Here is an 18,970-nt window from a genome sequence, read left to right on the forward strand (position 1 = left end):
CCTAGCAAGCTTCTGTGCAAGATATTCGTATGGATACGTCATTATTAGTTATCGGGATCGTTATTTTCCTGGCACTTGCGTTTGACTTTATTAATGGATTCCATGATACGGCAAATGCAATCGCTACATCAGTGTCGACAAGAGCTTTAAAGCCGCGTACAGCTATTATTATGGCTTCCGTAATGAACTTTATCGGTGCACTTACGTTTACAGGCGTTGCCAAGACGATCGGGGGCAGCGTAGCAGACCCTGCGACGTTAACGAACGGCCTGGAAATTGTAGCAGCGACTTTGATTGCGGCGATTATTTGGAACCTCGTTACATGGTGGTTCGGGATTCCTTCTTCTTCTTCACATGCGCTGATTGGCGCGTTGGCAGGCGGTGTATTTGCCGGAGCCGGGATGGAAGGACTTAATGTAGGCGGCTTCAAAAGCATTGTATTAGCGCTAATCTTCTCGCCTATTATTGCTTTTGTAGGCGGTTATATTTTGATGACTATCCTCAAGTGGATATTCGCCAACAAGAGCCCGCATTCTGTTAATAAGGGCTTCCGTACTTGTCAGGTTATTACAGCTGCTTTCCAATCGTTCTCTCACGGGACTAACGATGCACAGAAGGCGATGGGTATCATTACGTTTGCACTAGTTACAGCTGGCTTCCAGACAGATATGGAAGTGCAGACGTGGGTTAAGATTGCAGCGGCAACAGCGATGGCCTTAGGTACATCTATTGGCGGCTGGAAAATCATTAAGACAATGGGCACCAAAATCTTTAAGATCGAGCCTATCAATGGTTTTGCAGCGGACTTGACGTCTGCTACCGTTATTTTGTCTGCTACGTTAACTCATTTGCCAACAAGTACAACGCATGCCATTACGTCAGCTATCCTCGGTGTTGGGTCAGCCAAGCGTTTCTCCGCTGTAAAATGGGGAGTTGCGGGACGTATTGTGATCGCTTGGTTTATTACGATTCCAATCTGTGCGTTATTGGCTGCTGTAATATTCAAGATTATCGATTTCATTTTCTATTAAGATATGATGCTGCTCATACTTGCTTATTGTGCGAGTGATGAGAAAGAGCCGTCCTCGGAGTGAACTGACCCCGAAAAGTTAGACTTTATAGTTAGGCGGCATCTAAGGCATGTGTTCGGTACTGTACCGGACTCATGCCTTTTAATTTTACCTTTATCCGCTTGTGATTGTAGTATTTGATATAAGCTACTAATTCTTCTTTGAATTGCTCAATTGATTCAAATTCCTCTATATATAAGAACTCTGATTTTAAGATGCCGAAGAAGCTTTCCATAACGGCATTGTCATAACAGTTTCCCTTACGTGACATACTTTGCGTTATCCCTCGTTCTTGTAGCGCATCCCGATACTGTGCCATTTGATAATGCCATCCTTGGTCAGAATGGATCAGCAGTGTATCCTCGTTGTGTAGACGCTTAAATGCCTGCTCTAGCATCGTTGAGACAAGGGTATAGACTGGACGAGAATCAATTGTATAGGTGATAATCTCCCCGTTATACAAGTCCAGAATTGGCGACAAATAAAGCTTCTCACCAAACAACTTAAACTCTGTAATATCCGTTACCCATTTTTCATTTGGCTTAGTAGCCTGAAAATCTCTTTCTATGATATTAGGTGCAACTTTACCTAAATGACCTTTATACGAACGATATTTCTTCATTCTAACGATACTCTTCAATCCGAGTTCTGCCATGATGCGTTGTACCCTTTTATGGTTTACGGAATGTCCCTGATTGCGTAATTCTAGTGTAATACGACGATAACTATAGCGCCCCTTGTGTTCATGGTACACGGCCGCAATAAGGGCTTTAATAGCTGTATCTTTATCTGGACGTTCCAATATCTTTAACCAATAGTAATACGTGCTGCGGGGCAGCTTGGCTAGTTGTAATAGTGCGTTGATCGGAAATTCTGTCCTTAGCTCAAATATTACTTTAGCTTTGTCTTGCTTTGTAACTTTTCCTTGTTTTGAACTAAGGTATTCAACTTTTTTAAGTAGGAGTTCTCCATTCTCAAGCGCTTTACTTCTTCCTGTAAGGCTTCTAATGATCCGTCAACTAGGACTCTCTTCTTTGTTTGTTTATTCACTGATGTTTCTTTTTTCACTGATGGACGCCCCTTCTTCTTTGATATCAGGGCGCTCATTCCACCTGCTTCGTATTGCTTTATCCACCTAAGGATAGTCGCATCAGTAGATAGGTTAAATCGTGTTGCTGTCTCGTTAACAGATGCCCCATGCTCTTTCATATAATAGAGTACATCCATTTTAAATTGAACATCGTGATTTGTATAGGTTGATATAAGCCCAGCCACTCCATGTTCTTTAAATCGAGCTACCCATCGTTTTATTGGTGCACTGCTCATATTTCGTTCATCTGCTATTGTTCGGTAAGATTTCTTTCCCTTTAAGTATTCCAAGACAGCTTCTAATTTGTCTCCATATGAATATTTGGCCATGTAAAAACTGCACCTCCAATTGTTAAGTGTGTCTAACAATTGGGGTGCAGCTCAGAGGATCGGCTCTTTTTTGATGTTCGGGGCTTGGCGGTTGGAAATGTGATCAAGCACTTAACGTGTTGGCCGCAAGGGGCGTGAAGGTCGGTTTTTAGTTCTGCTGGTTCGTCTTGGAGCTTGCCTGCGACGTCTAGGTGTGCGCCCAGTGTTGGCTGGACGTCTCCGTCTGCGGCGACGTGTTGGCTTATAGAAGTATTCTTCGTCTTCGTTATCCTTGTTTTTGGACTTGCCGAAGACACCGACTAGCATTTTGGCCATTGGCGCAAACTGCTGCACACTCTGCATCACTTTTTGTACTTTGCCCATCGTGGAAACAATGCCTTCAACACCACCCATTCGGTCAAAAATGCCCTTTAAGTCGCCGATGTTAAATCCGCTTTTGGAGGTAGCGGCGGCAGCGGTGGCGACGGGCGTAACAGGTGCTTGATACGGTACGACTGCATTGGAGCTAGGGTTGTGAGGGGTTAGCCCAGAGGTCGTAACGGCTTGTTCCTCACTGTTGCGATAGGAAACTTTGTATCCGGCCCCCTTGACGGGTGAGGCAGGAGGATATGCCGTGGAGCGCTGTGAATGCGGCGTCAGAGACAAGGAGCGGGGGGAAGAATTAGCCTGAGTAGCGCTCCCATTATGATGGTTCTGCTGCTGTGCATTCGGTATGTGTAAGCTCGGCACGGACATGAGCTCTTTAGGCGTGTTCATAGAATCACCCTTCATATATGCAAATTAGGGGTTGGCAAATGCCCCTGTTTGCTATACTGTATGTCGTAGGCGAACAACTCGTGTGGACTTTCGCCCGTGGGCGAACGCCTAATCGAATTGTAAGCGCTATCGGATACGGCAGTTCGTTAACGCGAAACTACTGTACTGCTTGAAAAGGTTGGATAAAGGAAGTACAATGAGTGTACATGAGAACCTGTAGGAGTGGATCTGTTTGCAACTGAAAAAGTTAAACGATAAATCGATTGATCAATTATTTGAATCCATCTTAACGTTGGAATCATTGGAAGAAGCTTATATATTTTTTGATGATCTGTGCACCGTTAATGAGATACAATCTTTGTCTCAGCGTCTGGAAGTAGCACGGATGCTCGGTAAGGGCTGCACTTATAACCAGATTGAAGCAGAGACGGGAGCAAGCACGGCGACAATCTCCCGTGTTAAGCGTTGCTTGAATTACGGCAACGATGGATACAAGATGGCGCTGGAGCGTCTTGGACGTTAAGATGAAGCAGGGGCTATTGATTATTAGCCACGGCTCAAGGGACGAAGCTTGGGTCACATTAGTGGATGAAGCGATTGATAAGGCAGTATGGCCGGAGGGCCTGCCGGTCGCTTCTTCTTTTTTGGAGTGCGTTCCGAACCGGAGCATACAGGACGGCGTAGATGAGCTAGAGTCACAGGGCGTCGAGCAGATTGGAGTCGTCCCTTTGTTTGTGTCATCAGGAAGTACCCACGTCGATGAGATCGCGTGGGCACTTGGTGTGAAGGAAGAGCCGTTGTGCGAATCTGATCTGGAGCGGTTTAGGGTACACGCCGATATTGTATATGGTGTGCCTCTTGATGAACATGATTCCGTATATGCAATGATAGCTGCACGGCTGCGTGCAATGGAAGTGGATGGAGCACGGGACGCCGTTATGCTGATTGCACATGGCAGTCCTCATGAGCCGTTTCAGACACGATGGCGGGACGGGCTAACAAGGATGGCTCAACAATTGAAAGCGCGGAATTGGTGTACAGCGGCTGGACATGCATTACTCTGCTGCGATGATGTTGCTGGACGTGTACAGGAGATGCAATCATTGCTGTCTGCAAGCAGAGCGGATACGGCTCTGGGGCGAGTGGCGGTAGTTCCCATTTTTTTAAGCCGAGGATACTTTACTACGAAAGTCATCCCTGAACGGCTAGCAGCTGTTATGCCTAATTATGGGGTTGTCGGACAGGAATCTAGGTCTTTTGTGTTAGAAAGAGGCACTCAGCGTGGGGATGCTGAGTTAGAAGCAGATAGTTGTGCATTGTTGTACGACGGGCAGACGCTGCTCCCTCATCCTGCACTGACGGTTTGGTTAGAGCAGGAGGCTAGACGAATACTGTCCCGTTAATTCGTTATCTCTAATCCGAGCTATTTATAAGACGTTAATTAGCTGTGGATATCGATAGCATGTCAGTTGTGGGGAAGATGAGATGATCCTTTTTTAATATGAGGGTTTGAAATTGCGGCCTAAACGGTTAAACTTAATAAGATGGACTAGCCATACGTTAAGAGGGATTGATCATATGCTTGATGGATGGCTATTAGTACGGGACCGTCTCTACTTATTGACGATGCCGCAGGTTGTGGGATGACGTACTTATGAATAGATTGTAAATGGGTGAAGGATACATGATAAAAAGAGCAAGGCTGATTTATAATCCAACTTCCGGACGTGAGGAAGGTAAGAAGAAGCTGGCAGATATTTTGCAAAGGCTGGATGCTGCTGGTATCGAGACGACGACCCATGCGACTGAGGGCGAAGGTGATGCGAGCCGAAGTGCGGCGGATGCGATTGATCGGGGTTATGATCTTATTATCGCTGCCGGGGGCGATGGTACGATTAATGAAGTCATTAACGGTATGGCTATTAAGGAGCACCGGCCACCACTTGGTATTATCCCGTTGGGGACGACCAATGACTTTGCGCGCGCACTTGGTATCCCACGCAATTGGGAGGACGCCTGTGACCTTATCATTCGTCAGGAGACACGCGCTGTAGATGTAGGGCGTGCGAACGATACACATTTCATTAATATTGCAGGCGGCGGCTCATTAACTGAACTGACCTATGAGGTGCCAAGCAGGCTTAAGACGATGATCGGGCAGTTGGCTTATTATATGAAGGGGCTGGAGAAGATGATCTTTCAGCTTCGCCCAACTGAATTGAAGCTGAAGATTGACGGTCACGGTGAGTTTCATGATGAGTTTATGCTGTTTTTAATTACGAATACGAACTCGGTTGGTGGGTTTGAGAAGCTGGCGCCAGGTGCGTCGATAGACGACGGTTTATTTGACGTTATTATGCTGAAAAAATGTAATATTGCGGAGCTGATTCGTCTTGCGAGTATGGCTTTGCGAGGTGAGCACGTCAATGATCCGCACGTCATTCATATTCAGTCGAAGCGTATTGAAGTGACGTCTTCTGACTATGTCCAGTTGAATCTGGATGGCGAATATGGCGGCACGCTGCCGGCTGTGTTTGAGATGCTGCCACGTCATTTGCATATTTATGCCGATCTATCAGGGGAGTCGACGTATCGCTAAGTTCATCTCATATGGGTGTGACGCCTTTATTTAACGAGTGATGGATTAGATGAGGTAGTGAACTGCTGCTGCGTGGTTAAAGCTAAAGATATGATGAATGGTAATGGTATAAGCTTGATCGTATAGGCGCGTGAGCGGGGGCTACGCGTCTTCTGTTATGTATCCGACAGGGTGTGTTATAGGGCAGTGCGCTTGTATTTCGATGGTTTTAGCTGAATAAGGCGGTCGGTTTCGCTGTGAAATAGGTCTCTTCATTTAGGTAGGCCAGCAGGACGAGACGGGCCGTTTTGTTGATGTTAAGGGGGATTCTGATTTCGTCGGTAAGACTCGGTAAACGGGATATCAACATTCATCCATTAAATATACACAAGTTACACCCAGCATACACAGGTATCCAGTTGGAAAGATAGAAATTCATAGAAATGAAAGTGAAGTTTACACGTTGTGGCTGGATTTGTGTGCGAGGATTACATTTTACGGGTATGAAGTTGTGGATAGAAATGTTGGATTACGCCTGAAAACTCAGTTATGCACAGCTAAAATTCAGGTTGGCAGTCTATTGATGTAAACGGACGGATATTACATGACGATTGCGCACAGGTTATAAACACCATACACAGGTCGATATACGAACAGTGAGGATTGTCAGGATTGTGGCGATTGAAAAGATCGGATTTAAGGTACGCGGATAGGATAGAAGAGAAGAGTGAAACCGCGATTAAACCTGAATAGAGTGCAGGCACGCATACTAGCGAACTGGTTATAGAAGAGCTGGGTTTTTAGCTAATAATAGCAAGGTTTTTAAAGGATATTGCTATTTGTGATGGATCAACAATGGATGTATGCCGATTGAATAGGAACATATACAGATGGAGGAATAAGATGAATAAACAAGATAACAAACGAAGCAAGAACAGCAAGCGTAGAGGATCGGGAAAAGGCCGCACGAATGCAGTGGCTGCTGTATCAACCGCGCCTGTACAGAAAAACGATGAGGTTGTACTGGATATTATCGGCTTGACCCATGAGGCAGAAGGAGTTGGTCGGGTAGAAGGATTTACATTGTTTGTGCAAAATGCGCTGCCAGGCGAAAAAGTACGCGCTCTTGTGCTGAAGGTGAAGAAGCAGTACGGCTTCGCCAAAGTGCTGGAACGTGTGGTGGATAGTCCCTACCGTGTGGAGACGGAGCATCCTGCTCATTATTATGGCGGCTGCCAGCTTCAGCATCTGGCTTATGACGAGCAACTACGCTGGAAGCGTCAGCATGTTGTGGATGTATTGGAGCGCATCGGAAAATTTGGAGTGGAGCAGGCGGATGATGGGGCAACTAGAGCTGCAAATGCGGGTTCTGCTATTGGTGAAACACAAGTCAAGGTGCTGCCGACTATTGGTATGGACAACCCTTGGCGTTATCGTAACAAGAGTCAAATGCCAATCGGCCAAAACGAGCGGACTGGCGGTCTGATCGGCGGGTATTATGCTAAAGCTAGCCATCGAATTATGGATACGGATGTGAGCCTGATTCAGCACGAAGTGCATGATGAAGCGATGCGTGTCGTGAAGGAGCTTGCGCGTAAACACGGCATTCAGCCGTACAACGAGGAGTCGCATACTGGCTTGCTGCGCCATGTTGTCATGCGGATCGGTTTCCGTACGAATGAGCTGATGATCACGCTAGTGACCAACGGGAAGCGTATTCCGCAGCAGGAGGAATTTGTAGAAGACTTGGTTAAAGCTTTGCCGCAATTAAAAAGTGTATGTCAAAATATTAACAACAAGCAGACGAATGTTATTTTGGGTGATAAGACCCGTTTGTTATGGGGATCTGAATATATTACCGATTATATCGGAGATATCAAGTTTGAAATTTCGGCGCGGTCATTTTACCAAGTCAATCCGGTGCAGACGGAAGTTCTGTACGAGAAAGCGGTCGAGTACGCCGGTTTGACGGGCAAAGAGACGGTAATCGATGCGTATTGCGGCATCGGCACGATCTCGTTGTTCCTTGCGCAGCGCGCGAAGCGGGTGCTTGGCGTGGAGATCGTGGAGGAAGCGATCGACGACGCTCGTCGTAATGCCGAGATTAACGGCATCCAGAACGCGGAGTTCGCCGTAGGTGCGGCGGAGGAAGTGATGCCGCGCTGGCAGGAGCAGGGCGAGACGGCTGACGTTATCGTTGTCGATCCGCCGCGCAAGGGCTGCGACCAGGCGCTGCTGGATACGATGCTGGAGATGCGCCCAGAGCGCATCGTGTACGTGTCGTGCAATCCATCGACACTGGCGCGCGACTTGCGTATCCTCGCGGATGGCGGGTACCAAGTGGTTGAGGTGCAGCCGGTGGATATGTTCCCGCATACGGCTCATGTGGAATGCTGTTCACTATTAGTTTGGAACGGAAATAACGAATGAGAAGTTAATGTGGGAATGCCCTCTCTTCATTGAGAGGGCATTTTTTCTTCACAAGGGAGCGGGAGTCGGAGGGTTAGGATGCTCGGAGGTGGTTTACAGCTAAATGAATGTCACTTTTATCAATTTCGGGCAGTAAACATCTGCTCAGCAACCAGACGCGAAAATTTTATCGATACGAAAAGGGGGATACCAACATATGGTACAATGGATTTAGTTCTTGTTCTGATGAAAGTTGTTTGGGGGTCAGATAGATGGAACGAGAAGTATTATGGAAGACGTTGATGATGAATGGTTCTATCGTTATGTTTTGGAGACAAAGCATATTAGAAAAATACGTTGAACATATAAGAGAAGAAGGATTTGATGTATATCTCTTTGATTGTGAATCTTGGGATAAGAACAGTTGTCTTTTGGAAATAGGTAGTACTCTTGATTTCCCAGATTATTACGGAAAAAATCTAGACGCTTTTAATGATTGCCTTTCCGATATCGTCCCTAGTGGTGAAGGCTTTGTGCTTGTCTTCAAGAACTTCGACAAATTCAATGTACGAGATAAAGATACTGCGTATCATGTGCTTGACATTATCCAAAATAATTCTTGGAAATTACTTGTCGGAAATCAAAAGAAGTTGCTCGCTTTTTTGCATTCAAATGACACTCAGTTACATATTCAATCACTGGGAGCATTACCTGTACTTTGGAACAATGAAGAATGGCTTAATAAGAGCAGAGGAGTTTAGCCAAGAATCCTATGGGTAGGATGTAGCAACTCGGAATAGTAAAGGAGATCACTAATTGAAGGAAAGAAAACTAACAAAAACTCAATTTAAAGAGGCTTTCAAACGAGGACTAGGTAACTCATATATCGAGTTAAAAGAGAGTAATAATCGTGAAAAATACAAGGATATTGTCTTATGGTCTTGTCTCCATAACACTTGCTATGACATGCAATGTGAAGGCGGGCGTGGAATCTTTTTATATAATGCAATTTGTCTGTTCGAAGATAGGGGCTTTTTTGAAGAGGCAATAATCCAAAAGTTTATGCAAAAGAATCTAGATAGATGGTTATTCGATCAGTTGTGCGAGATTTTATATCTTTTTTCAGTCGATGGTAGCGTTAGAGCAAGGGAATCATTATATGAAAAATATAATACAACATTCGGATTTCTTTCACATCGCGTCAATCGTTTAGAAAAGGAAAACTTTGAATGGCTTTGTGTATGGCTAACATCCCTAGATGGATTTCCTGCATTCAAGTGCATTGTAAAACAACTTGGCGAGTATTCATTAAGAAAACGTGATACTGTGGATATGGATTGGTTTTATTCAAACGCGAAAAATAAGTTTGGGGATAAACGTGTCGATACATTTTTGCAAAACAATGCGATTAAATCTGATTATGTAAAAGCTTTTCTAAACTCCGTATCACACAGCACGATTCAAAATAGACAAAGTATCGATTCACCAACATTAGAAGAACTGATTAAATCATCAAGAGAAAAGCGTAGCCGTGGGCTTGCACTTCGTTTTGCGAAAAATGCATCAGAGGATGATTTGATAAAATTAGCGAAATACTCTATCGAAGAAACAAATCTAGAAATAAAGGTAGAATTGCTCTGGACTTTTAGGAAGGTTTGTTTCCCATTGGATGAGCAGTATATTTTCGAACTTGCCGAAAGTGATAATCAATCAATACGAGATATTGCTTTTGAGATGATGCAGCATTTACCATCAGATAGGATTCACGACTTCGTAATAAATCTTCTTAAACAAAAGAAGGAACTCGCAAATGCTCTAAGTCTCCTATGTTATTGTTATAAGTCTGAGGATGAAACTGTGCTACTCGAAGGCATTCAAAGTCTGACAGTATCATATGATGAAGGCGAATGGCATGGTGTCTTTATGTGCGTTGAGGATTTATTAGATAATCGATCAGTTAAAGTTAATCCCTCCGTATATATCTACATATATAGACAAACACTGTGTTCATATTGTCGTCATACTCTGATTCAAGGAATGTCCAAGAGAAAAGTTCTCCCCCAAGAGATTCTAGAAGAATGTTTGCATGACAGCTACGAGAATACAAGAAAGTTTGCAGTACGAAAACTAAAGAAAATTACGTAATTAAGCCCTGTTTGGGCATTCATACACGTGGCTTTACTTTTTTGAAGTAACCATTTGACATACTAGGCATGATGAGTTCTATAAAATACGAGCTAGTAAAGCTTACGACATTCTTTAATAATAGGCTTTCCGTTATATAGGCTTGTTGAGGTACTTGCCGTAAAACTGCCGCAAAAATTTGTGATAAGGTAAAGTAAATCAAGTGAATAGAACTGGAAGAATTAACTGAAAGTTGAGATAATAGCATCTAAGTTATAATACATGTGTTTTTCCTTCCATTTCACCGTGTCGAGTGGTATGTGGAATTTCTGCACTAACCACTTTTTCATCGAGCTCACCAGTCTCAAATATATTTTTCAAATGACGATAAATTGATGTTCTATCGACATCGAACAAGTCTGAGATTATTTTCGGGCTGTCCAAATCGTTCTATTTTTAACAATAAATTCCAATTTTCATCAGCATCATACATTAAAAATTGGATTTCTTTCATCATGATCTTCCATCTATCCACCTGATTTAACAGTTTCCAATCTATTAGTTTTTGACTAATTCATCCGCCAGTTCATAGATTGCATCGCGCAAACCGTTTCGATATTTCATTCTAGGTAAGGACTGTATTTGCTCATCATAAGCCAATGTTGTTATAGTTAGAAGCGGCTTGATCAATAATGTCACGGATTTTACGTTTATCATCCAAATATTGTAAGTCATAGCGATGGCGACTAAACAATTCTATTTTAGGTCTCAGAGGGTTTGGGACGGATTTTGCCGAAATATATAGTGAGAAAGTATTAGGTCTTCGAAACTTATACTCTTCTTAGGTTCAAAAATGAAATCAATAATTCTAAAGCATTCAACTGTCGATTTTTAAGTTCAACTGCGAGAAGTTATACTTAAAAGTATGCCTTAAAATTTCAATATTGAATATTTGGTAGAGCAATGAACGATTGTGATGCTAAGTGTTCACGCAAAGATTAATGAATTCGGGGGCTGAAAATGTACAATATAAAGAATAAAAAGGCATCAAAGGTAGAAGCTGTTACGTTTGCACAACTTGAAATGCAAGAGAATGATATAGAGGAACTTCTTAGAAATAGTATCGATATGCTTTGTGATGATGAGGAATCAATGCTTATAGTTGGACGTCAAGTGAAGAATGAAAGTCATGGGAGAAGTGATCTTACAGCTGTTGATAATAACGGGAATATTGTGTTGATAGAAATTAAAAGGGATCGAAAAGATATTGAAAATCGTAAAGAGGCTTTTGAATTTCAGGCTATCCGATATGCTGCAAGTTACGCGACAATCGTAGATGCCGATGATCTTGTTAGAAAAGTTTATGCACCCTATATTGAGAAATACAGAAGTGAATTCGAACTGGGTGAGCTAACCTCATATGAGCTTGGGCTTAGGAAACTGAACGAATTTTTGAAAGTTAATGGTGCTGAAACTAGTTTTAATAAGAAACAAAAGATTATTCTTGTCGCCTCTGACTATGATGATCAGACGTTGTCCGCAGTTGCCTGGCTAAATAACAATGGTGTTGATATGAGTTGTTTTAAACTCACACCTTATAAAATTAATAATGAAGTGTTTTTAAATGCTGAAAAATTGTTGCCACTAACCAACTATGATGACTACTATGTCAATTTAATGGAGAAAACTCCATCTAGAATAAAGCAAAACAAAGATATTAAACGCAGGTCATTACCTAAAATTGATGAGATGCTTCTTTGGGGCGTTGTCAAAGCAGGAGATACGATTGTAGCAAAAGGGAGAAACGATGAAGCTACCTTACTTAGTAATGGAAATGTATTAGTTAATGGCAAGGAAAAGTCATTGTTAGCATGGTTAAAGGAAGTATTCGGGTGGTCGAACATTGCGACATATGATTTTTCTGTATTAAAAGAGAGTGGAAGAACTCTCTATCAAATTCGTGAAGACTACATGAATAAGCAAGTTGCTGAAATGGTGAAGGAATTGTGATAAATGAGTAAGTCCAGCCATTAAGATAACGATTAACAAATTTTTTAAATCTGTGAAAATATTGGATTTTGATGCAGAGAAGTATATAGAGTCATGATAGTTTCAATGAAAAGTTAAAGAAAGCCGCATAAATGAACTTAACCTTTTTTGTATTTCTACCCTTATTTATCAACGTTGTCATTTTCTACTAGTATCGAGTCTGTAAAATAGTTTGTGTAAACTCCAAAACCTATTAAAATAGAATCAACTGAAAGGTTGGGAGTACACATGAGACTGAGGACAAAAGAACAATTGCGGGCCTTTATTAAGGAGAACAAGTTGGTCACAGCAAAGGACGCTCAGGATGCCTTGAAAGTTATTCGCCGAGACGATTCAGGAAACGCTGGAGGCAGAGATGGATGCTCATCTAGGCTATGAAAAGCATGAGAAATCGGATAAAAACACTCTAAATTCCCGTAACGGAAAGAGCCGCAAGACCATCACCAGTAAGTACGGTGAGCAGGAGATCGCGGTTCCCTGTGACCGTCAAGGCGATTTCGACCCGCTTGTGGTTAAGAAATACCAGTCCAATGTGACCGGGATTGAAGATCAGATTATCGCGTTGTATGCCAAAGGCGTGAGTACACGAGACATTCAGGACCATCTTCAGCAGATCTACGGCATAGAGGTGTCACCTACGTTCATTTCCAATGTGACCAATAAAATAATGCGGCTAGTAAAAGAATGGCAAAATCGGCCACTTCAAAGCGTCTACGCGGTAGTTTTTTTGGATACCATTCACTTCAAAGTGAAGCAGGATGGGGCTATTGTGAACAAGACGGCGTAGATGGTCATTGGCATTGATTTGGACGACAACAAGGATGTTTTAGGCATCTGGATTGGCGAAAATGAGTCGGCCAAGTTTTGGCTCAGCGTACTGAATGAGCTGAAAAATCGTGGCGCTCAGGACATTCTCAAGATTAATATAAGGCATGGTTCATCCCACATATATAGGTTATTGCTGATACTTTAAAATATACTTGATGTATTCTTTTGCACTGTGATCGATATCCTCATGGCTAGCTTGAAATGAAGCTCCGAAGACAGCGAAGTAGGGTAACGCCAATGCGCCCACATGTCTTGTACTGGCTTTGAAAGGTGCAATTACTTCATCTACGGTAAACGACACAGAGCCCTCTGGCATATAATTTTCTTTCTTATCGCCAATGGATATGGCAAGCCCGAACTTTTTCCCTTTAAGTTTATCCCCTTTGGATCCATAAGCCCAGCCGTAAGCAAAAACATCGTCAAACCACTTTTTCAATAACGGCGGATAACTATACCAATACAAAGGGAATTGCAAGATGACATGGTTATAGGCTTCTAATAAATGTTGCTCTCTAGTAACATCAATGTTCCAGTCAGGGTACTCTTTGTAAAGCTCATGAATTGTAATTTCGTCAGGATATTGCTGAAGTTCTTCTTTCCAGCACTGATTTATTCTTGAAACTTCCAGGTTCGGGTGTGTCAAAATGACAAGTGTTTTCATTATATAACCTCACTTCTTATGTTCATCTGTAACCGTGTAATGGCAAAGTGTCTCTTTCAATTTGTTGGACTACAATCATTATGTTGCAAGCTTGAAAAAAAGAAAATACACACAATAAAGTAAGGTAGTTACTTTAAAGTGCGTACTAGACTCGAAAAATAATATGTGCCACAGTTAATGTTTAAGCGACTATATTAACTTGGCTTTGTAAGATAGTCACGAACGAGGTGTCATTTGATGAAACAGTATAATCTGGGCATAGAGGCGACGCTTGAAATTATAGGTGGAAAGTGGAAAGCTCTGATCATATGCTTATTAATGTCCGGTGTAAAGAGAACAAGCGAATTACAGCGCCATATTGACGGCATTTCACAAAAGGTGCTGATCCAGCAACTTCGCGAACTCGAAAAGGATGGGCTCGTAAGAAGATATGTGTTTCAGCAAATGCCACCAAAAGTCGAATATAGCCTAACAGAGTATGGAGTCACAGCCAATAAGATCGTTGAAGTGATGTGTTCTTGGGGCAAAGAGAATATTAAAATGAGGCAACAGCAAGGGGAAGATATCGTCTTGCTGGAGGGAACAGTCACCGGAGAGTTTTGAAGATTATGTATGATGAAGCTAGCAGTGCTTAAAGTGACTCTATAGAGAATGGTTACTCTCCTGCTAACTTCAAAAATAAAAAAATCGTTGTATGGCTTCTCTAGGTCACAATACAACGATTTTTACAATGTGATCTTGTTGTTGGGACATATCCCTTTTTATAATGTAAATTTAGGTTCGTAGAAATTAATTTTACGATTAGCATAAGCGTAATTGACGAGAAATTCACCTTCTTGGGCTTGTAGTGCTTACACAGGATCGATCATACATGAGTTTTATTTGGTTGTAAATATATCCCGAAAATATTACGTTGTTCGACTTTTTTTATTTTAAATAAGATATTTTAGGCCAAGTATTTTAAACTACTTGTGTAAACGCATCGTCGTCAGCGATCTGACCTATGTGAAGATTTTGTATAACTAAAAAGATCGTTATCCTATTTATTGGATAGCGATCTTTTTTCTACTCCACGAGCAAAGCAATCCAGATAAATAGTACATATACCAAAGTAAGGACTCCAACGACACTTAAAGGAACAATCCAGAGTAGGTGAGCTTTAAAAGGGTGGATTCGGTGCATTTGTTTTTGCTTGGTAATAGCTCATACCGCATACTCTCAATAATTTTTTCGACCTTCGCCTCATCGACGTTCTGGAGTTCATTCCAATGTTACCTAATTCAGTTTTGTATAGTACCTTATTTCTTCATTATCCACGTGAAATCCAAGCGATTCGTATAGCGATAAGGCAGATTTATTTGTAGTTAATACCTCAAGTTTAGCACTTTGTAGTTGATTAGCTTTGAGATATTTCAAAGCTTGTGTAAGTAAATACTTGGAAAATCCACGTTTTCTCCATGGTTCGCGGACAAAAACGTCCTCGATTACACCAAAGTCATCTTCTTGCCATGCCATCAGCCCGCCAACGATAGCGTCTGTTTGACGTATGACCATGGATGTCCATAGGTTGTTATTCTTGTATTCAGATAACCTATTAAGACCAAGTGGAGTATCAGGCCAAATTTCAGCTTCTACATGAAGATAATCTCTTTCTTCGTCAGAGGTCTCCATCTTCCAGTGTGAGAATTGAAAGTCCTCCTGAAGCTTTAACTCAGTGATCGGTTCATTCAAATCTCGCTTCATGTGATATAAACTATTCAGATAAAAATATCCTTTTTGAATAAAAAAATGATTGTTTGCTGTTTCTGTCGAGTAATTGCCAACACAAAGCATTGTTTCGTATTCTTCAGACAATGTTTCCATTAATTTCTTTGCTCTATTGAAAAGATAGTGATAGACGTTTTCGAGTAAAGCAACGTCATTTTCCCTTTCGGGAAGTGTTTTAAGATTGACGTAAATGGAATGACTGTTCTCTTTTGGACGTCCGGGAGGCATAACGTTAATGATGCTAACTTGCCCCTTAGCGATCATAATCCCATTTTCAAATGCGCAATAAACGTTATCCCAATTATATTCGTCCCCGACCCACCAAAATATTTTATTTTCTTTTGCTGTTACTGATCGGTAAAACTGTCCAAGGGACGGCATGTCTCCGTTTTGGAAATTACGTATGAACATTTCTGTTGGAAATTGGCTCAATACAATACCCCTCTCAGTTTTGGGGGTCCGCAGTTTAGAGTGCTAGTTATGCGAGCTCCCCTTAATAAATTTACCCTTTGCTAACATTAGATTGCCCACAACAAACACCACCTTTACTGTTATTACCATTGACATTAACATGCCTTGAGCATGGTTTCAAACATAATTTACAAATATAAATACTTTTTTCCTACATGTATGACTATTCATGTGATTTTCGTCTACCAGCTACGGAGAGCCAAATTCAAACGTTACTTGAATAATATCCTCAACTTCTTGATGGTATTTTACAATTTTTAAATATAACAAATGGATGCAGCTTGATTGAACATGCTGTCTATGGTGGTTGTGCTTTGTTGCTTGGCGTTGACGAAATAGAAATAGCTAGTATTTGTGATGAGCATATAATTGTTAATATCCGTGCGTGAGTTCATATCTGGTAAATTGTCGTAGCAATGGCTGTTGCTATTCGTCTTGTAGAAAAAGAAAAAAGGGGAAGTGCAATTGGGATTATTTTAATAGGTTTAAGTAGTTCCTTAGTTTTTGGAGTGCCACTTGGCACATTTCTCAGTGAAATCATCGGATGGAGAGCACTATTCGTATTAATTGGTTTGCTCACGATTATTCCACTACTCGTTGTTTATAGAAATGTTCCTGCGATGCAAGAACAAGAACCAGTTATGATACTTATGCAATTAGCCATACTAAAAGATAAGAGAATTGTACTCGCAGTTGCTGTGACGTTGTTTTATATAGATGGTTACTCTACATTGTTCACTTATTAACACCATTTTTACAAATTTATTCCAATATTACCGTTTCAGAAATTAGTAGTGTGTTATTACTTGCTGGAATTTGCAGCTTCATTGGTTCTATCATTGGAGGGGTGGCAGCGGATAAAAAGGACCCCAAATTACGATTTTGGCGGGATTAACCCTGCAACTCATATCGATCAGGTGATTCAGAGGATGCAACTAGTCCACTTTTCATTGCCATAACGCCTATTTTTATAATTATCAATTTTCCACGTATCGGCTTTTCTTAATAACACAAACAGGTATTCATCATTAAAGTTAGTTTCGGTTTTGATATACACTTCTGCACGATTTTTATTTTTAAGTTCAACATTGGTTTCAATAGAGTGGTCTATCCCATTGAACTTCACCGGAAAACCAATGCTCTGTCTGTTTTTTCCTCCATATACCCTCTTTTTATCGGTACAGTATTCAACAAAAATAGGACCGATCAGCCCCGAGAATTGTTCGTGCCAATCTGTTCGTTGTACATAATGATATTCATCACCTGTATATTTTTCTTTTAATTCAGCTTCTTCTTGTTCATGTTGTTTATAGATGTGGTCTTCTATGTCGTTCCATTTTGATCCGTATTGTTGGACGATATGAATTAAATGCTTGTGTAACTCTTGTTGATCCACGGGATAACACCTCTCCACATATAAATATAGTTATTACTTGTCCGACAAGTTATTTCATACCCTTCGGATCAGCCATAACAAGACTGATGGCCTTTTCCATAGTTTCTTATACATCCAATACTAACCACAAGTGATAACTTATACAATCCTTCTTTGATTCAAGTCCCCAGTCCCCTAAATAGGAGAAGGGGGGTTTTTATAGCGAAAAGGCGAACTATTATAATATGATTGAGGATAACAATAATTAAGGCGTAAAGCAGATTGGCTTTACTAGGGATAGCTAATTTACGGAGGATTTATAATGAATAAAATGTATGAGTTTGGTTTTTTGTGCACGAATAAGGATGAAAAGGAACTGATGAATGCTCTGTACAGTTTTTTAGAACCACTTCGTAGGACATTCTCGAAAACTAGAAATAAAGGGATGTTAGAAGCAAGGCTTCCATATGTTTATAAGCATTTTTATTGGAATTTGAACAAAGAGAAGCAAGTTTATGTGGAGGTTTATCCAAATAAAGATGTAGAAGGGCAATATAAGTTTGCAGATGAAAACGTTGGATGGGTATTGTTCGCGAATCTAAAAGATGTTACACCACCCTATCATGTACCTATCGAGGAACAAGAGAAGTACCTTGCTGATTTGCTAAGCTCAGCTCATTTTAACTATGTTAAATTATATGAGTACAGTGATGAGGAGGAAAGACTATAGACCGGCATAGGTATCGTCCAACAATGTACATACACAGTGGTCAAAGAGGATCTTTAGATGCCTATATTTTAGAACAATAGGGGGAATTAGTATGTGTAGTTTAAAAGAATATGTTTTCACGAGTGTAAGGGAAAGCATTTTATCTTGGGATGGCGATCTTCTGAGTGACATTTATGTTTTATCTTTTTATGTTGAAACCGAGGATGATGATTTAAGAAAACCAAGGCTAGTTTTTGGTTATAACACGGAAACGAATTACAAAGAGAACCTTACGAATGCATCGAATCGTGACGAAGCAAGGTGGAACTATGCTTTCTGGTTGCAGAATGAGGAAATCATAATTGGTGATAATTACGAGGATGAGAACTTTGAAGCACTTATTCTAAGAGATCAATGGGTGAAGGATTCTAAATGGTACTATGGTGACGAATTGGAAGAAGACAATTTCGACAAAGCTATGGATTTAGGGCAGCAGATCGTTGCTGATTTTTATCAAATCGTCAAGGAAACGGTGAAAAGATTGCATAATGAGGGTATGATTAAGAGCGTGTTTGACAAAGACATACCTTTAATCATTCATGAGCTAGAATATGATGATGCAATTGCGGAGATAAACAAAGAAATTAACCCTAAGATTTGTATTGATGAGTTTGTTGAATGGATTGACACTATGTAATTACTGAAGAGATGGCATTAAGGTCATCTCTTTTTGACAAGTTGTAAAATGAAGTGT

The 18,970-nt window shown here is 41.2% G+C and carries 16 protein-coding genes and 2 pseudogenes; 13 read left to right on the forward strand and 5 right to left on the reverse strand.

All coding sequences use genetic code 11. From position 1 onward, the window contains the following. Positions 1-29 precede the first annotated feature (29 nt). Positions 30-1,031 (forward strand): inorganic phosphate transporter, encoded by a 1,002-nt coding sequence (locus H509_RS0106515; RefSeq protein WP_028544373.1) that lies wholly within the window; start codon positions 30-32, stop codon positions 1,029-1,031. 91 nt (positions 1,032-1,122) lie between these two features. Here the strand turns inward: H509_RS0106515 and H509_RS27115 are convergent. Beyond that, a protein-coding gene (locus tag H509_RS27115) for an IS3 family transposase (RefSeq protein WP_157277501.1) occupies positions 1,123-2,489 on the reverse strand; the annotation gives its coding sequence in 2 pieces (ribosomal slippage) (positions 1,123-2,027 and positions 2,027-2,489; 1,368 coding nt in all). 111 nt (positions 2,490-2,600) lie between these two features. Beyond that, the gene (locus H509_RS27550; protein WP_051286859.1) at positions 2,601-3,245 is read right to left on the reverse strand and encodes a hypothetical protein; all 645 of its coding nucleotides are present in this window, start codon (positions 3,243-3,245) and stop codon (positions 2,601-2,603) included. Positions 3,246-3,477: 232 nt separating this feature from the next. On the opposite strand from H509_RS27550, the gene H509_RS0106535 reads away from it, so the two are divergent. From H509_RS0106535 to H509_RS24475, 8 genes and pseudogenes are all read left to right on the forward strand, one after another. Then, positions 3,478-3,768 (forward strand): YerC/YecD family TrpR-related protein, encoded by a 291-nt coding sequence (locus H509_RS0106535; RefSeq protein ID WP_028544376.1) that lies wholly within the window; start codon positions 3,478-3,480, stop codon positions 3,766-3,768. Next, positions 3,731-4,648 (forward strand): sirohydrochlorin chelatase, encoded by a 918-nt coding sequence (locus H509_RS0106540; protein ID WP_245595994.1) that lies wholly within the window; start codon positions 3,731-3,733, stop codon positions 4,646-4,648. The genes H509_RS0106535 and H509_RS0106540 overlap by 38 nt, the downstream gene beginning before the upstream one ends. A 284-nt stretch (positions 4,649-4,932) precedes the next feature. Next, positions 4,933-5,844, forward strand: a complete 912-nt coding sequence (locus H509_RS0106545) for a diacylglycerol kinase (protein WP_028544378.1) — start codon at positions 4,933-4,935, stop codon at positions 5,842-5,844. A gap of 882 nt (positions 5,845-6,726) precedes the next feature. After that, positions 6,727-8,253 (forward strand): 23S rRNA (uracil(1939)-C(5))-methyltransferase RlmD, encoded by a 1,527-nt coding sequence (gene rlmD, locus H509_RS0106550; RefSeq protein ID WP_028544379.1) that lies wholly within the window; start codon positions 6,727-6,729, stop codon positions 8,251-8,253. Positions 8,254-8,504: 251 nt separating this feature from the next. Further along, positions 8,505-8,993, forward strand: a complete 489-nt coding sequence (locus tag H509_RS27125; protein WP_245595995.1) for a barstar family protein — start codon at positions 8,505-8,507, stop codon at positions 8,991-8,993. Between the two features lie 55 nt (positions 8,994-9,048). After that, positions 9,049-10,377, forward strand: a complete 1,329-nt coding sequence (locus H509_RS0106560; RefSeq protein WP_028544381.1) for a hypothetical protein — start codon at positions 9,049-9,051, stop codon at positions 10,375-10,377. A 999-nt stretch (positions 10,378-11,376) separates the two neighbouring features. Next, positions 11,377-12,366 carry a PDDEXK family nuclease gene (locus H509_RS0106565; protein ID WP_028544382.1) on the forward strand — a complete coding sequence of 330 codons (990 nt, stop codon included), beginning with the start codon at positions 11,377-11,379 and terminating at the stop codon, positions 12,364-12,366. 267 nt (positions 12,367-12,633) lie between these two features. Further along, positions 12,634-13,321, forward strand: a pseudogene (locus H509_RS24475) (IS256 family transposase); the annotation flags it as partial. Between the two features lie 39 nt (positions 13,322-13,360). On the opposite strand, the gene H509_RS0106575 reads toward H509_RS24475, so the two are convergent. After that, positions 13,361-13,894, reverse strand: a complete 534-nt coding sequence (locus tag H509_RS0106575; RefSeq protein ID WP_028544383.1) for an NAD(P)H-dependent oxidoreductase — start codon at positions 13,892-13,894, stop codon at positions 13,361-13,363. A 237-nt stretch (positions 13,895-14,131) separates the two neighbouring features. On the opposite strand from H509_RS0106575, the gene H509_RS0106580 reads away from it, so the two are divergent. After that, positions 14,132-14,497, forward strand: coding sequence for a winged helix-turn-helix transcriptional regulator (locus H509_RS0106580; protein WP_028544384.1), 366 nt, complete (start codon positions 14,132-14,134; stop codon positions 14,495-14,497). A gap of 672 nt (positions 14,498-15,169) precedes the next feature. Here H509_RS0106580 and H509_RS0106585 read toward each other — a convergent pair. Beyond that, positions 15,170-16,093, reverse strand: coding sequence for a GNAT family N-acetyltransferase (locus tag H509_RS0106585; RefSeq protein ID WP_028544385.1), 924 nt, complete (start codon positions 16,091-16,093; stop codon positions 15,170-15,172). Positions 16,094-16,536: 443 nt separating this feature from the next. On the opposite strand from H509_RS0106585, the pseudogene H509_RS24480 reads away from it, so the two are divergent. After that, positions 16,537-17,047: pseudogene (locus H509_RS24480) on the forward strand (MFS transporter); the annotation flags it as partial. A 7-nt stretch (positions 17,048-17,054) separates the two neighbouring features. Here the strand turns inward: H509_RS24480 and H509_RS0106595 are convergent. Next, positions 17,055-17,528 (reverse strand): NTF2 fold immunity protein, encoded by a 474-nt coding sequence (locus H509_RS0106595; protein ID WP_028544387.1) that lies wholly within the window; start codon positions 17,526-17,528, stop codon positions 17,055-17,057. Between the two features lie 301 nt (positions 17,529-17,829). Here H509_RS0106595 and H509_RS0106600 point away from each other — a divergent pair, with 301 nt between their 5' ends. After that, entirely contained in the window at positions 17,830-18,237 is a 408-nt protein-coding gene (locus H509_RS0106600) for a hypothetical protein (protein ID WP_028544388.1), read from the forward strand. Between the two features lie 91 nt (positions 18,238-18,328). Further along, positions 18,329-18,913 (forward strand): hypothetical protein, encoded by a 585-nt coding sequence (locus tag H509_RS0106605; protein WP_028544389.1) that lies wholly within the window; start codon positions 18,329-18,331, stop codon positions 18,911-18,913. Positions 18,914-18,970 lie beyond the last annotated feature (57 nt).

Origin of the sequence: Paenibacillus taiwanensis DSM 18679 (assembly GCF_000425125.1) — a bacterium.
Lineage (GTDB): Bacteria > Bacillota > Bacilli > Paenibacillales > Paenibacillaceae > Paenibacillus_B > Paenibacillus_B taiwanensis.

What these genes read in the sequence shown, in the direction of transcription:
- H509_RS0106515 (WP_028544373.1), top strand. Translation starts at nt 30, where the DNA reads ATGGATACGTCATTATTAGTTATCGGGATCGTTATTTTCCTGGCACTT.
- H509_RS27550 (WP_051286859.1), bottom strand. Translation starts at nt 3,245, where the DNA reads ATGAACACGCCTAAAGAGCTCATGTCCGTGCCGAGCTTACACATACCG.
- H509_RS0106540 (WP_245595994.1), top strand. Translation starts at nt 3,731, where the DNA reads ATGGATACAAGATGGCGCTGGAGCGTCTTGGACGTTAAGATGAAGCAG.
- rlmD (WP_028544379.1), top strand. Translation starts at nt 6,727, where the DNA reads ATGAATAAACAAGATAACAAACGAAGCAAGAACAGCAAGCGTAGAGGA.
- H509_RS27125 (WP_245595995.1), top strand. Translation starts at nt 8,505, where the DNA reads ATGGAACGAGAAGTATTATGGAAGACGTTGATGATGAATGGTTCTATC.
- H509_RS0106565 (WP_028544382.1), top strand. Translation starts at nt 11,377, where the DNA reads ATGTACAATATAAAGAATAAAAAGGCATCAAAGGTAGAAGCTGTTACG.
- H509_RS0106575 (WP_028544383.1), bottom strand. Translation starts at nt 13,894, where the DNA reads ATGAAAACACTTGTCATTTTGACACACCCGAACCTGGAAGTTTCAAGA.
- H509_RS0106580 (WP_028544384.1), top strand. Translation starts at nt 14,132, where the DNA reads ATGAAACAGTATAATCTGGGCATAGAGGCGACGCTTGAAATTATAGGT.
- H509_RS0106600 (WP_028544388.1), top strand. Translation starts at nt 17,830, where the DNA reads ATGAATAAAATGTATGAGTTTGGTTTTTTGTGCACGAATAAGGATGAA.
- H509_RS0106605 (WP_028544389.1), top strand. Translation starts at nt 18,329, where the DNA reads ATGTGTAGTTTAAAAGAATATGTTTTCACGAGTGTAAGGGAAAGCATT.